This window comes from Leisingera sp. S232 (assembly GCF_049800895.1).
Taxonomy (GTDB): Bacteria; Pseudomonadota; Alphaproteobacteria; order Rhodobacterales; family Rhodobacteraceae; genus Leisingera.
Map to the genome: position 1 here is coordinate 58557 of NZ_JBNAFX010000003.1, position 14326 is coordinate 72882.

The window sequence follows — 14326 nt, forward strand, 5'->3', positions numbered from 1 at the left end:
GCGACCTAACGTTCGGTTGATGGTGGGGCAACGACCACAGTTTGTGTTGAAGCGATTGGGTGGCGTTCGTGTTCTCTGTTTGCAACAGGCAGCCTGGGAAGGGGAGTGTGATTGGGGTATTATAATACCTATTTTTTAACCCATTGTTTTGTAACGATTTAATCTCCTGTGTTGCAATTGACTGAGGCTTGGGATGCCCGTAAACCCCCTTCATCGAATTCAGGTTGGAGCCCGTTGGGATTCTGCCTTCACGACAAACAGGATTGACCTGCCATGAAAACCTTTTCTGCTACTCCGGCAGACATCGACAAGAAGTGGATCCTGATCGACGCCGAGGGCGTTGTTCTGGGCCGCCTTGCCTCGATCGTTGCCATGCGCCTGCGTGGCAAGCACAAGCCGTCCTTCACTCCGAATATGGATATGGGCGACAACGTCATCATCATCAACGCCGAGAAGGTGCAGATGACCGGCAAGAAGCGCGAAGAGCACTTCTACTGGCACACCGGCCATCCGGGCGGCATCAAGTCGCGCACCAAACAGGAAATCCTGGAAGGTGCACATCCGGAGCGCGTTGTGACCCAAGCGGTCAAGCGTATGCTGCCGGGCAACCGTCTGAGCCGTCAGGTCATGACCAATCTGCGTGTTTATGCTGGTGCCGAGCACCCGCACGAAGCCCAGGCCCCTGAAGTTCTGGATGTCAAATCCATGAACAAGAAAAACACCCGGAGCTGATATTGATGTCTGATCAGATCAACACTCTCGAAGAGCTCGCAGCTGCAACCGGTGTGGAAGCAGTGGCCGAAGAAACCATCGCGCGTGAGCCGGTTCGTGACGAACTGGGCCGCTCCTATGCCACTGGCAAGCGTAAAGACGCAGTTGCCCGCGTTTGGATCAAGCCGGGCTCCGGCAAGGTCGAAGTGAACGGCAAGGAAATCAACAAGTACTTCGCCCGTCCGGTGCTGCAGATGATCCTGCGTCAGCCGTTCCAGGTTGCCGGCGTTGAAGACCAGTTCGACGTCTACGCCACCGTCAAAGGCGGCGGTCTGTCCGGTCAGGCCGGTGCGGTCAAGCACGGTATCTCCAAAGCTCTGCAGCTGTACGATCCGGCTTTGCGCGGCGCGCTGAAGGCGGCAGGCTTCCTGACCCGCGACAGCCGTGTTGTCGAACGTAAGAAATACGGTAAGGCCAAAGCCCGCCGTTCGTTCCAGTTCTCCAAGCGTTAAGCTGGAGCCATATGGTTCTGGAAGGGCTCGCCATTGGCGGGCCCTTTTCTGTTTCTGCTTTTGGGAATTTCCCCAAATTTTTCAAGTACTTTTAGAAAGATGTCCTAACTTGACCGGGACGTCCCAATATCGGCTACTGAAGGCGGCTCAGAGAATGACATCACCGGAACAATTCAAGACGGCTCCTATCGGCAATGGCAAACTGGAAATTGGCCGGTTCACCCATGGCTATGAAGATATGGAAGTCGAGGGGCAGGGCGGCGGCGCCAATGTGATGCTTGGCTCATTTTGCTCCATTGGCCGCGGTGTAAAGCTGATGCTGGATCAATCGCCGACACTGGACAGGATTTCGGCCTTCCCTTTTGGCGAGATGTTCACCGAGCATCTGGGTGGTGCCGAAACTCATGCACCCGCGCAGGGTGGACATGATGTGGTGATCGGCAATGACGTTTGGATTAGCGCAAATGCCACTGTCCTGGGTGGCGTGACCATTGGCAATGGCGCCGTTATTGGGCCAAACGCCACTGTGGCCGCAAATGTCGGCGCCTATGAAATCTGGGCTGGCAACCCGGCTCAGATGGTCCGCAAACGCTTTGATGACGCGGTCTGTGCGAAGCTGCAGGAATTGTGCTGGTGGGATTTGCCGCTGCCGTTGATCCAGCAAATGGCGCCGCTGCTGTCAACTCAGCCAACAGTCGACCTGATCGAAGGCTTGCAGGGTATTGTTAGTGACCTCGTAACCTTCACGGATGAAAGCGCGGCCTGACGCTGGGCTAAATCCATTCTGTTTCAATTGGTTATATTGGTCCGAAAGCAAAGACAGCCTCTGGCCGTCAACTGTTCCGAAAATCTATCGTTACATGGGCAAACCGCGTCCTGAGGGGGCGCAGCTGTCATGTCGCAGGCGATCTACGAAAAATACGGCGGGTTCAGCACGATCAGCCGGATTGTGATGACCCTTTATGAGATGGCGCTTGAGTCCGATCACAGCGGCGATCACTTCGCCGATGTCGACATGGCGCGCCGCATCGATTGTCAAACCAAGTTCATTTCCTCCCTGCTGGGCGGCCCGGTAGCGGACCTGGCATCCTGGCTGCAAGTCTTTGCTAACCCGATGAAAATCGTTGCCCTGGAAGAGATGAGGGACGCTTTGTCCGAGGCGTTCCATGTAAGTGATATCGGGCCGGAGGATATTATGGGCATTGGCGAGGTGGATCTCGTCAATGCGGGCTGCGAACTCAAAGCGCCGCAGCCCAGTGGCCGGTTCTAACAGATGGGTCTAGTCGTCAGGCCCGATCAGCCCCAAGCCGCGCAGGTAAATCCCGATACCGCTTTCCAGCAGGTCTTCGGGTGGAAAAGGTGAGGCCGCGCCGGGGGAATTGCGCGCATAGAGCTCCACCACACCGTGGCTCATGGCCAGCACATGGGCGGAAAACATCGAGGCAGGCGGGCGTTTTTCCGCCGGGATATGCTGGCTGAGGTCGGCCGCCGCGCGCTCCAGGATCTGCCGCGCCCGTGCGGCCGCATCGGCTAGTTCCGGTGTGCGATTTACCGATATGCCGCTTTCGAACATGGCGATGTAATGCCCGGGATGCTTGCGGGCAAAGGCAAGATAGGCCCGCCCCGTCGCCTCAAACGCTGCCAGCGCGGACGGCTGATACTTGTCATAGGCGTGCTGCATCAGATCAGCAAACATGACATAGCCCTGGCGCGATGCTTCTGCGATCAGATCTTCTCGGCCCTCAAAGTGGCGGTAGACGGCGGCAGGCGTGACGCCTGCGGTTTTGGCCGCTTCCGATAGGGTAAAGCCTGTCGGCCCTTTGGCTTCGATCAGCTGCAGGGCCGCTTCGACCAGCGCCTGACGCAGATTGCCGTGATGATAACCGCGTTTAGGCATCCCAGATATCCGGGCCTCCGCAAATGTCATGGTCCAGGGCGCCGATCGCCTTCTGGTCTTTGTTGTCGTATTCGATGCCGTGCAACACAGTCCGGATTGCCATCAGCCGCGCGCGCCTCTTGTCGTCTGAGCGTACTACGGTCCAGGGCGCCCCGGCACAATGACTGCGTGTGAAGGTTTCGGAAATGGCCGCGCTGTACGCATCCCATTTCTGCAGGCCTTTGACGTCAATGGAGCTGAGCTTCCATTGCTTCAACGGGTCGGATTCGCGGGACAGGAAGCGGCGCAGCTGCTCGCCTCGGCTGACGTTCAGCCAGAATTTGAACAGATGCACGCCGTCCTCTGCCAGCGCCTGTTCAAATCCCGGAACCTGATGAAAGAACCGCTCCCGTTGATCATCCGTGCAAAAGCCGAACACCTTTTCGACCACACCGCGGTTGTACCAGCTGCGGTCGAAGAACACGATTTCACCGCCAGTTGGCAGATGCTGCACATAGCGCTGGAAATACCATTGGCTCTGCTCTGCCTCTGTGGGCTTTGCAAGGGCCACCACGCGGGAGCCGCGCGGGTTCAGGTTCTCGCGGAAACGCTTGATGGTGCCCCCTTTTCCTGCGGCGTCGCGGCCTTCGAAAATAAGAGCGATGCGGGCACCGCTTGCCTTCACCCAGGCCTGCAGCTTGACCAGCTCAACCTGAAGCGCTTCCAGCTCCTTTTCATAAGCCTTGCGCTTCATGCGTTTTCGGTACGGATAGCTTGGGCTGAGGATTTCGTCGTTATCTGCCGTCTGAATAGCCTTGCGGATCTCCTCTGGCGCGCCGGTCTCAAAAAACTGGCTGATGGCCCCGTCAAATGGCAGCGTCATGTGCAAAACCCTTCTGTCCTCAATCCCTTATATGGGAAAGGAATATGGAATGTGAATCACCTTAACGAAAATGTGCCCTGGCGGCCGGGTAAATGCGCGGCAACCAGGGTGTCAGAGAGGCGTTTTTCCTCAGGGGAGAGTAGTCTGCCGGGAACGCGCTTGCGCAAAATCGCATCGCGGTGTTCCCGGGCGGCGGGGGCAGGACCTGTGTCTTAGCTGCCGATCTGATCCATCTCATAGGGTGTTGTCTGATAGATCTTGTTGATCCAGTTGCCGTACAGCAGATGCGCGTGGCTGCGCCAGCGGTTTTGCGGCGGCTGGCTGGGGTCGTCGTCCGGGTAGTAATTCCCCGGCACGTTGATCGGGGTGCCGTTGGCCACGTCGCGGTCGTATTCCTGCTTTAGCGTATCGCTGTCATATTCGAAGTGATTGAAAATATAGAGCGCCCGGCGCGCCTTATCTTCGATCAGGCAGGGGCCGACCTCGTCGCTGCCCAAGAGCGTCGTCAGCCCCGAGACTGCATCAACTTCTGACTGCTTCATTTCTGTCCAGCGGCTGACGGGGATCACGAAATCATCCGAAAACCCACGCAAGTAAGGCGAGGCAGGCGCCATGTTCTGATGCCGGAAGCAGCCAAAGGCCTTGTGATCCAGCATGTATTTCTTAACACCGTGGAAATGGTTGATCATCGCCATGCCGCCCCAGCAGACGCCGAAGGTCGAATGCACGTTGGTCTGGGTCCATTCAAACACCTCGCGCATCTCGTCCCAATAGGTCACTTCTGGAAAGTCGAGATGTTCAATCGGGGCGCCGGTGATGATCAGCCCGTCGAATTTCTCGTGCTTCACCTCCTGAAAGGGGCGGTAGAATTCGGCCATATGGGCGGCAGCGGTGTTCTTGGTGCGGTGTTCGCTCATGCGGATCAGGCTCAGCTCGATCTGCAGAGGTGTTGCGCCGATCAGCCGGGCGAACTGGTTTTCCGTCTGAATCTTCTTGGGCATCAGGTTCAGCAGGCCGATGCGCAATGCCCGGATATCCTGGCGTGCCGCCTGATCCGGCGACATGACCATCACGCCTTCGTTCGTCAGAACGTCATAGGCGGGAAGGTCTGCGGGGATCTTGATGGGCATGTCAGCATCCTGATTTGCGGAAAGTTGTACGATATAGCGGAGACTATCAGATATGCGGGTTAACCGCGGGCCTCAAGGGCTTCGGCGATCAATTCCACGAAACCGGTCTCATCCTTGACGGCAGAAATCTGGCCAGCGGTAACTGTGACGCCCCAGTTGTCCGCCATCGCCTGATAGCGGGGCTGGCGGTGTGCCAGCGCCTGGGCATAGGTCCAGCGGATGAAAGCATCTGGGTCGACATCCTCCTCGGATATCCCGTTTTCCTGAAGATAGTCTTGCCAGACCCGGTTCAGAAACTCTGGCTGATAGGACATTGGCTTGGGCGCGCGGTCAAAGCGGCGCACCAGTTCAGCTGTGTGTTCTTCGCTGCCCTTGATCCAGACCATCAGCGTGTGCTTGCTGAGCTCGGTCAGGATCTGGTCTTCGGGATCATTGGCATCAACCCATTCGCAGATTGATCCACCGGTATCGCAGATGAAATTTGGATAGCCATACAATTGCTGGGCACGGCCTTCAAAATACTCGGTATCCAGCAGCGCGCGGATTTCGGCAACGCGGAACTGTTCCTGACGACGTTTGTATTCCTCGATGGGCAGGCCGCCTTTGGTCTCATCGCCCGGCTTGCCCAGGTAAGAGGCGACGGGGGTCAGATTCTCAAACGTGATGTTGGAGCCGATGTAGATCGAGTCCGACAGAAGAAGTTCGCGCAGAAACGGGACCTTCATTGCCTCGGCCTTGGCGTTGTCGGCGATGTATTCCCCCATGTAGCGCGTGCCGATACGATAATCGATCGAATAGTGGAACCAGCTGCCTGCGCCGCGCAGAACATTGCTGACATAGGTTTTGCCTAGCCCGGACATGCCAAAGAACAGCACCCGTTTGTTGGGCGCATCGCGCCAGTCCTGTGCAGAAGAATAAAGCATGGAAGTTCCAAGTCCCTGAAAGTCGTCACGCCTTGCTAGCCACCTGCGGGGGCTTGGTCAATTCCATGTGCATTTGTGCCGCAGGCGAAGATGGCGGCATTGAAAAACCCCCGCATGTAGGATGCGGGGGCAGCTTTTCTTCGGGCAGCACGGGCGCCTGACGGTGTCAGAAATTGTAGCCCACCTTGAAGCCGACCCCGACAGAGGTGTTGTCGCCAAAAGCGGACGTTGCAAAGGGCGCGCGGCTGACCACGGTTTGCGCACTGCCGACACGGGTGATGTTCACACCGCCGGACAGGGTCATATTGCCCTGTTTGTATTTTGCACCGATGGTCAGGCCAAGACGTCCATCAGTCGGGCTGAGATTGGACTGAAAGCCGCCCAGGGTTTCCTCATAGCTTACCGAAACAGAGCCGGACCAGTTCTCGTTGAAACTGCGTCCAACACCCAGAGTGTAAGTGTACCGGTCATCAGAAAAGGAGACCAGCGGCGCGCCGATCAGGGTGCCGGTATAGAAGCTGGGCGAGATATTGAATTGTGACCATTCAACCCAACGGATTTGACCAAAAAGCAGGGTGTCCTTGGCAATTCCGGTCTGAAAATCCAGGTTTATGGCCTTGGGTGTACTGATGGATGTCGTCGAAGCCAGTCCTGCCGGCAGCCCGCCGCCGGTTTCCACGGTGTCGATGTCATGGTCAACTTCCGAGAAATAAGTCAGCGCAATCCGCAGTGCGATGTCCGGGCGCTCATAGGCAACCCCGACCAGATAGCCGAAGCTCTGATCCCGGTCGCCGGTCGCGGCATAGTTGCCAAAGACCGGAATAGACACTTCGGCTTCCAGAGTTTGCAGGCGTATACCGCCATGTACGCTGAAGTTGTCATTGAACTTATAGCGCAGAACACCGCTGATCGCGTTGGAATTCAGTTCTGCGGTGGCCCCTTGAAAGACATAGCCAGTGCCTGCCGGGTAATCCACGTCGGCGCCGAACGGCTGGTCAAAAATCAGCGCAAAGCTCAGGCGGTCATTGATGTCCCGCTTGTAGGCTGCTCCCACCTGGAGATGCGATCCGACCATATCGCCGGACTCCACGCCAAGCGCGGTGCCGGATACGTCCGGGCTGACATATCCAAGCGAGAATTCCGCGTAGTTGCCGTTTTCAAACAAAGGCGCCAATGATTGGCCAGAGCGGTCGACGCCGCCGGCCATGGCTGCTGCGGGTATCAATGCCAGCGCCACTGGCGCTGCGAAGCGTTTTTTCATCTGTTCCTCCCTCATCGGCGGGTATGGTGGGCCGCTTTACGCGAACGTAGTTTGGGGGATTTCCGCAAATCAATATTAACCGCACGGAAACTTGGCGGATATGGTCAGCTTTATGGGGTTCTGCGCGGCTGGCCTGCAACTATATTCAGATAATTTGCAAAGCAGATGACCGCGGCGCCGCCCAGCACCCAGGCGTCCAGCAGCTCTCCGTAGATCACCATGCCAAGAATGGCGATGGCCGGAAGTCGGGCAAAATCCACCGGCACCACCACACTGGCGGGGGCCAGCGAAAGGGCAGTGGTCAGGCAGAAATGCGCGGTCAGACCAGCAATGCCGATCAGCACCAGCCAAGGCAGGGTGCCTGCATCCGGCAGGGCCATGTCGCCGTCCCAGCCTGCTGCAACCAGCCCCATCACCAGCTGCATGGCAGTAAGCCAGAACAGGATGGAGGCGGTGTCTTCATGCCGGGTCAGCCTTTTGGTCAAAATGGCAGTCAGAGCGAAGAAAATGGCGCAGCTGGCCGCCGCAGCCAGCCCAAGGCTCATGGTTTCCGGGCTTGGGCGTGCGACGATCAGAATGCCCGCAAATCCAAGTGCGGCGGCCAGGATCCGCCGCCGGGTCAGTGTTTCACCCAGTAAAAGCGGCGACAGGATGATGACCCATAAGGGAGAGGTAAACTCCAGCGCAAACACCTGTGCCAGCGGGATCAGCGTGACCGCCAGAAACCACAGGTTTTGACCGGTGAAATGGAAGATGTTGCGCAGCAGATGCAGACCCAGCCGTTGCCGCCGGACCAGATGCCAGCGCTCCGCGGCGGTCAGAACCGCAACCACGATCAGTATCCCGACCAGGCTTCGGTACGCCATGATTTCAAAGGTATCCAGCGCCAGCCCGGCCTCACGCCCGGCAATGGCCATGGCAGAAAAGGACACGATCGCCCCAACCATCCACAGCGCCGCCAGCCCTGCGCGCGTCTCGCCTTGTGTCATGCCTGCCCTCTTGATCTTTTGCGCAGAGCAGAAGCGGAAAGTCTTTGGGCGTCAAGACATTCCGCCGTAGGGCAGGGGGCAGAAGAACTGAATCTGAATACAGAGCCTGAATAGAGACGTCCGGGATCAGCCTGCCTTCAGGCCATCCATCCTCAGGCCGCTGCGCTGCGCAGGGCTGATCCATCCAGCGAGCGGCCCTCGCTGATATAGGCCGCCGCCGCCACCGGATCAAAGTTCAGACGGTCCAGCAGCGTGCGGATTTCGGCGGTCAGCGCCTCAGTCACCTCCGACGGGTTACGGGTCGCATTCTTCTTTTCCGGGAGCTGCGGAACGCCGTTGTGACCCAGATCGGCCAGCAGTTTGGCCGCACCTTCCAACCTGCCCCAAGGGGCGAAACTTGTCAGGTTTCAGGATGACATTGCTATAGCTCATGTCCAGATACCATTGCCAAGGAAGCGTGATGTTCTGGAAGTCATCGCGACCGACATGTTTGGCCACGAATTCGCCCTCTCCCAATCGTATCAGGAAAGGGCTGCGTCGTAGGGTTCACGGCAGATGGTGACCTTGGTGTCGCTGCCCCGGATTTCCTTCGGCACAAACGCCGTCACTTCGGCTGCCGGGATATGGCTGACGAATGCCGCATCGGTTTCAGTACCATCCGGCCAGATCTGGCGCTGGTGGTTCTGAGCCCCCGAGGACCCCAGATCCGCGGGGGTGATTTCATCGTTCGGGGAAATCGGCGTGATCACACTGGTTTCATTGCATAAACTGGACAATGCAATTTCAAAGGGCGTGCCGCCAACCTCATTAGTCTTGATGAGGATAAGCATCGGCAGGTGGCAAATGATCATCGAATTCACCGAACCAGTAGTATTTGGAGGGTACTTTCAAAAATATCTGAGGGTTTGGTTACCCATGAGGCGCAAAGGAAACGGGTAAAAGAAAACCCCGGCCAATCCGGCCGGGGTCTCAAGGTTTCAGATCATTCCCACTCGATCGTGCCCGGAGGCTTCGAGGTGATGTCATAGGTGCAGCGGTTGATGCCTTTGACCTCGTTGATGATCCGTGTGGCGGTTTCTCCCAGGAATTCATGGCTGAAGGGGTAGTAATCCGCCGTCATCCCATCCACCGAGGTTACCGCGCGCAGGGCGCAGGCATAGTCATAGGTGCGGCCATCGCCCATCACGCCGACAGTGCGGACCGGAAGGATCGCCACGAAGGCCTGCCAGATGTCATCATAAAGGCCGTGCTTGCGGATCTGGTCGATATAGATTGCATCCGCCTCGCGCAGGATCTCCAGCTTCTCGCGGGTGATTTCACCGGGGCAGCGGATTGCCAGGCCCGGTCCGGGGAAAGGGTGGCGCCCGATGAAGCTTTGCGGCAGGCCCAGCTCGCGGCCCAGGGCGCGGACCTCGTCCTTGAACAGCTCGCGCAGCGGCTCGACCAGTTTCAGGCCCATTTTCTCCGGCAGGCCGCCCACATTGTGGTGCGACTTGATGGTGACAGAAGGCCCGCCCGAGAAGGACACGGATTCGATCACATCCGGGTACAATGTGCCCTGCGCCAGGAACTCGGCGCCGTCGATGGTGTCGGCGTGCTTCTGGAACACGTCGATGAACAGCTTGCCGATAATCTTGCGTTTGGTTTCCGGGTCCGACTGGCCGTCCAGCTCCCCCAGGAACAAATCGCTCTCATCCGCATGGATCAGCTTGATGTTGTAGTTGTCGCGGAACATCGCGACAACTTCTTGCGCCTCGTTCTTGCGCAACAGGCCGTGGTCCACAAACACGCAGGTCAGCTGGTCGCCGATGGCCTCGTGGATCAGGATCGCTGCGACGGAACTGTCAACGCCGCCGGACAATCCGCAGATCACCTGCTTGTCGCCGACTTGCGCGCGGATCTTTTCGATCATCTGCTCGCGGTAGGCGCCCATGGTCCAGTCGCCTTTGAAACCCGCCAGTTTGACGAAGTTCTCATAAAGTTTGGCGCCATTGGGGGTGTGATGCACTTCCGGATGGAACTGCACGGCGTAGAAATTACGCGACACATCAGCGGTGATGGCAAAAGGCGCGTTGGGGGAGGTGCCGTAGACCTGGAACCCCGGGGCAATGTCGCTGACGTGGTCGCCGTGGCTCATCCAGACCTGCTCGCGGTCGGCATCATCTGCGAACCAGCCGTCCAGCAGCTCCAGGCGCTCGACGGTGGGGGTTACAAAGGCGCGGCCAAATTCGGCGGTGCCGTGGCCGCTTTCGACCTTGCCGCCCAGCTGGTGCATCATCACCTGCTGGCCATAGCAGATGCCCAGGATCGGCACCCCCAGATCAAAGATCTCCTGCGGGGCCCGTGGCGACCCTTCGCGGGTCACGCTGTCCGGCCCGCCCGAGAAGATCACCGCCTTGGGCGCCATCTTGCGCACAAAGTCCATGGTGACATTCTGATAGGGGTGGATTTCGCAATAGACATTCAGCTCGCGCAGGCGGCGCGCAATCAGCTGCGTGACCTGGCTGCCGAAGTCGATGATGAGAAGGCGGTCATGGGATGTCTCTGTCATGCACGCGCCATAGGGCAGGAACGCGTTCTCTGCAAGAGGGTTTGGGCAACGGACCGCCTGCCGTTTGTCATTTGTGTGCAGGAGCGCGGTTCACACCGCACGAAGTATGCCAAAGTCCACTGACGCGGAGGAAATTGCGGCGGCAATGTCGCTTTTCAACTTGAATGGCCGCAATCCTGCGGCGGCGGACTGCACGAGGGTTATAATACCCTTCGCAATGAAATGCCTGTGGTGAGGATAAACCATGACAGAAGCAGCCCCGCGCCGCCGTGCCCGTGGAGGCGGAGGCGCCGCCCGCCGCGCCGAGCGCACCAGCGTAAAGATCGAGACCGCCAAGTATATTGAGCGCAACATTCCGAACTTTGAAGTTCTGAATGAGGAAGCGCTGGAAATCATCGAATACAACGCGGAAACGATTCTGGAAGAAGTCGGCGTCAACTTTGTTGACAATCCGGCGGCGCTGCAGCGCTGGCGTGATGCCGGCGCCGATGTCGATGGCGAACGCGTCCGCATTCCCCGCGGCCTGGCCCGTAAACTGTGCTCCACTGCACCGTCCGAATTTACCCAGCATGCCCGCAACCCGGAGAAATCCGTCGTCATCGGCGGCAAGAACCTGGTTCTGGCCCCGGTTTACGGCCCGCCGTTTGTGCGCGACCGCAGCGGCGGCCGCCGTTATGCGACCATGGATGACTTCAGCAAGTTCGTGAAACTGGCTTATATGTCCAAATGGCTGCACCATTCCGGCGGCACCGTTTGCGAACCCACCGACATCCCGGTGAACAAGCGCCACCTGGACATGCTGATGGCGCATATGACCCTCAGCGACAAGCCGTTCATGGGCTCGGTGACCGAACCCAGCCGGGCGCAGGATTCTGTTGATATGGCAGGCATCCTGTTCGGCGAGGAGTTCGTGCAGAACAACACCGTGATGACCTCGCTGACCAACATCAACTCGCCGATGACCTTCGACGACGTGATGATGGGATCGCTGGAAGTCTATGCCAAGAACATGCAGGCCTGCATCGTTTCGCCGTTTATCGTCGGTGGCGCCATGGCGCCGGTGTCGGTGGCCGGCACTCTGACGCAGGTTCTGGCAGAGGTTCTGGCCGGCGTCGCCTATAGCCAGCTGTGCCGGGCCGGCGCGCCGGTGATCTTCGGTGCCATGGTGACCTCGATCGACATGAATTCTGGTGCGCCGACCTTTGGCACCCCGGAGGCCTCCCACATCACGTATGGCGCAGGCCAGCTGGCCCGCCGTCTGAACCTGCCGTTCCGCTCGGCCGGCTCGTTCTGCGGCTCCAAACTGCCCGACGCGCAGGCGGCTTATGAAACCGCCAACTCGCTCAACATGGGTCTGCTGTCCGGCGTGAACTTCATGCTGCACTCCTGTGGCTGGCTCGAAGGCGGCCTGGTCGCAGACTTCGAGAAATTCGTGATGGACGCCGACCAGCTGGGCGTGCTGCACGGCTTGGCCAAAGGCGTGTCGGTGGACGAAAACGCCCAGGCAATGGCGGCCATCCGCGAGGTTGGTCCCGGCGGTCACTACCTTGGCTGCGAACACACGCAAGCCAACTTCAAATCGGCCTTCTGGAAGACCGACGTGCTCGACTACAAACCTTTCGAGCAGTGGGAAGAGGAAGGCTCGCGCGACACTTATGCGCTGGCAGAGAACCGCGTCGAGAAACTGCTTGCCACCTACGAGCAGCCTGCGCTGGATCCTGCGATCAAAATGGCGCTGGACGAATATGTCGCCAAGAAAAAGGAATCCATGCCCGACGCCTTCATGTAAGCGCGGTGGCGAATTCCTGTGCAGGGGGATCTCTCTGTGCCATAGCAAAGCGGCGGTCCTACGGGGCCGCCGTTTTTGTATGCGCGCCAGAGCGCAAAAAGCCGGTCTCGCCGGCCAGGGCAATCAGCACATCCACATGGCGGATCATTGAATATCCGGCTTCGCCGGTCTTGCGCGCTGTATTCAGTGTCTCCTCCAGTTCCAACAGGCGCATAACTGCGGCAGCAGGTCTTGGCACCTCGCCATAGCCCAGAATCCGGCGCAGATCGCGTTTGCGACTGTAATTCCTGGCTCCAAGGCGGGCGGCCCGCGATAGAATCCGCGGGCGCCGGAGCAACGAAACGCGGCTGAATACGTCCTGCATGATCGTCTCCTTTCCAATCTCTGAACTGGCTCTGCTATAACACAACCCAAGGTGGCGTTGCGGAGAGGTGGCAACCGGCGAACGGTATGTTTTGTAATGATTATGTTTTATCTGGAAACAATGACCTCCGATCCGCGCTTTTGTCCAAATCAGGCCGGGCAAAATGGGACATGCCGCAGGTACCATCAAATGCGGCTGGCCCGGCAGCCTGGCTCACGACCGGGGGTTAAGAATGCAAAACATGACACAGGCACCCTTTCCTGGCTGGGTGCCGCTGGAAACATGCCGCTACCTTCAGCACACCGAGGCAGGCCGCCCGATCCGGCAGCTGGCCCGCAAGGCGGGTTGCCACCCATCCACCATTCTGCGGCAGGTCCGTCGGGTGGAAACCCTGCGGGATGACCCGCTGATAGACGAGGTGCTGACCTATTTGGCCGGGCGTCTGAAGTCCGTTTCGGTGAAACCGGGCAAAGCTGAACCGCCCTCAGCCGTCAGCCGCAGCCTGAAGTCGGGCTTTGATCGCGAGGCAGCCAGTGTGCTGACCCTGCTTAGCCGCGGCGGTGCTGTTCTGGCAGCTGCCGAGGGCATGGAAATGGCCGTGGTTGTGTGCGAAGGCCAGGAGGCAGACGGGCAGAAAGTCGCAGTGTCACGGCCTCTGGCCGGAGCCCTGGCGCTCACTGGCTGGATTACCTGTTCGCGGCGTGGGCGTATCAGCCGCTACGCGATTACCGCCGCTGGGCGGGCCGCCCTGAACCGGATCATAGCCGACCAGGAAAACCGCGCCCGCGCCCGGCTGGAGGGGGGCTTTGCTGAAGCCCAGGCGCCGTTCGAGCCGCCTGAGGCCGGCGAGGCAGGGGGAGGAGGCCGCAAGTCCCGTTATGGCGGTGCGGAAACGCCGCTGGAGATGCTGGCCAGGCTGTCGGACAAGGATGGCAAGACATTCCTGACCGAGCCGATGGTTCGGGCCGGCAGGCGCTTGCGCGAGGATTTTGAGCTGGCGCAGATCAGCAGCCACCTGATGCAGGAGGAGCTGTATTTTGCGCAGGGAAACCATCCGTTGCGCAGCAACAGCCACCAGGCCGCCGCTGACGCGCATCAGAGAATGACACAAGCTTTGAAGAAGCTGGGGGCGGGGCTCAGCGACATTGCGCTGCGCTGCTGCTGTCATCTGGAGGGGCTTGAGACGGCCGAGCGGAATCTGGGCTGGCCTGCGCGCTCTGGCAAGGTTGTGCTGCGGATTGCCCTGCAGCACCTGGCTGAGTTTTACGGTGAAACCAGTCCGAAATACGAGGAAATGATCGGCTGACGGGGGCGTGGCAAAAGAAAACGGGCCCGCA

At 59.0% G+C, this 14326-nt stretch carries 16 protein-coding genes; 6 read left to right on the forward strand and 10 right to left on the reverse strand.

Features of this window, described 5'->3' with window-relative positions:
* Positions 1-273: 273 nt before the first annotated feature.
* From rplM to ACP151_RS03185, 4 genes are all read left to right on the forward strand, one after another.
* Positions 274-732: a 50S ribosomal protein L13 gene (gene rplM, locus ACP151_RS03170; protein ID WP_424977406.1), complete on the forward strand. Its 459-nt coding sequence runs from the start codon at positions 274-276 to the stop codon at positions 730-732.
* 5 nt (positions 733-737) lie between these two features.
* Positions 738-1223, forward strand: a complete 486-nt coding sequence (rpsI, locus tag ACP151_RS03175; protein WP_424977407.1) for a 30S ribosomal protein S9 — start codon at positions 738-740, stop codon at positions 1221-1223.
* 154 nt (positions 1224-1377) lie between these two features.
* A complete protein-coding gene (locus ACP151_RS03180) occupies positions 1378-1989 on the forward strand; it encodes a CatB-related O-acetyltransferase (protein ID WP_424977408.1) in 612 nt (203 codons plus the stop codon).
* A gap of 129 nt (positions 1990-2118) precedes the next feature.
* Positions 2119-2493 carry a group I truncated hemoglobin gene (locus ACP151_RS03185; RefSeq protein WP_424977409.1) on the forward strand — a complete coding sequence of 125 codons (375 nt, stop codon included), beginning with the start codon at positions 2119-2121 and terminating at the stop codon, positions 2491-2493.
* A gap of 9 nt (positions 2494-2502) precedes the next feature.
* Here ACP151_RS03185 and ACP151_RS03190 read toward each other — a convergent pair whose 3' ends face one another.
* The 9 genes from ACP151_RS03190 to guaA all read right to left on the reverse strand — a co-directional run bounded on the left by ACP151_RS03190 (position 2503) and on the right by guaA (position 10836).
* Positions 2503-3120 carry a TetR/AcrR family transcriptional regulator gene (locus tag ACP151_RS03190; RefSeq protein ID WP_424977410.1) on the reverse strand — a complete coding sequence of 206 codons (618 nt, stop codon included), beginning with the start codon at positions 3118-3120 and terminating at the stop codon, positions 2503-2505.
* Positions 3113-3982, reverse strand: coding sequence for a polyphosphate kinase 2 (gene ppk2, locus ACP151_RS03195; protein ID WP_424977411.1), 870 nt, complete (start codon positions 3980-3982; stop codon positions 3113-3115). Before ppk2 ends, ACP151_RS03190 begins: the two co-directional genes overlap by 8 nt.
* A gap of 212 nt (positions 3983-4194) precedes the next feature.
* Positions 4195-5112 (reverse strand): homoserine O-acetyltransferase MetA, encoded by a 918-nt coding sequence (gene metA, locus ACP151_RS03200; RefSeq protein ID WP_424977412.1) that lies wholly within the window; start codon positions 5110-5112, stop codon positions 4195-4197.
* Between the two features lie 59 nt (positions 5113-5171).
* Positions 5172-6035: an ATPase gene (locus ACP151_RS03205; protein ID WP_424977413.1), complete on the reverse strand. Its 864-nt coding sequence runs from the start codon at positions 6033-6035 to the stop codon at positions 5172-5174.
* A gap of 166 nt (positions 6036-6201) precedes the next feature.
* On the reverse strand, positions 6202-7296 hold the full coding sequence (locus ACP151_RS03210) for an OmpP1/FadL family transporter (RefSeq protein ID WP_424977414.1): 1095 nt from the start codon (positions 7294-7296) through the stop codon (positions 6202-6204).
* A gap of 110 nt (positions 7297-7406) precedes the next feature.
* Positions 7407-8285: a DMT family transporter gene (locus ACP151_RS03215; protein ID WP_424977415.1), complete on the reverse strand. Its 879-nt coding sequence runs from the start codon at positions 8283-8285 to the stop codon at positions 7407-7409.
* Positions 8286-8437: 152 nt separating this feature from the next.
* A complete protein-coding gene (locus ACP151_RS03220; RefSeq protein ID WP_424977416.1) occupies positions 8438-8662 on the reverse strand; it encodes a hypothetical protein in 225 nt (74 codons plus the stop codon).
* 144 nt (positions 8663-8806) lie between these two features.
* The gene (locus tag ACP151_RS03225) at positions 8807-9115 is read right to left on the reverse strand and encodes a hypothetical protein (protein ID WP_424977417.1); all 309 of its coding nucleotides are present in this window, start codon (positions 9113-9115) and stop codon (positions 8807-8809) included.
* Between the two features lie 152 nt (positions 9116-9267).
* Positions 9268-10836, reverse strand: a complete 1569-nt coding sequence (guaA, locus tag ACP151_RS03230; protein WP_424977418.1) for a glutamine-hydrolyzing GMP synthase — start codon at positions 10834-10836, stop codon at positions 9268-9270.
* A 244-nt stretch (positions 10837-11080) separates the two neighbouring features.
* On the opposite strand from guaA, the gene ACP151_RS03235 reads away from it, so the two are divergent.
* On the forward strand, positions 11081-12625 hold the full coding sequence (locus ACP151_RS03235; protein WP_424977419.1) for a trimethylamine methyltransferase family protein: 1545 nt from the start codon (positions 11081-11083) through the stop codon (positions 12623-12625).
* 58 nt (positions 12626-12683) lie between these two features.
* Here ACP151_RS03235 and ACP151_RS03240 read toward each other — a convergent pair whose 3' ends face one another.
* Positions 12684-12989 carry a DUF6477 family protein gene (locus ACP151_RS03240; RefSeq protein ID WP_424977420.1) on the reverse strand — a complete coding sequence of 102 codons (306 nt, stop codon included), beginning with the start codon at positions 12987-12989 and terminating at the stop codon, positions 12684-12686.
* Positions 12990-13221: 232 nt separating this feature from the next.
* Here ACP151_RS03240 and ACP151_RS03245 point away from each other — a divergent pair, with 232 nt between their 5' ends.
* Entirely contained in the window at positions 13222-14295 is a 1074-nt protein-coding gene (locus ACP151_RS03245; protein ID WP_424977421.1) for a DUF6456 domain-containing protein, read from the forward strand.
* Positions 14296-14326 lie beyond the last annotated feature (31 nt).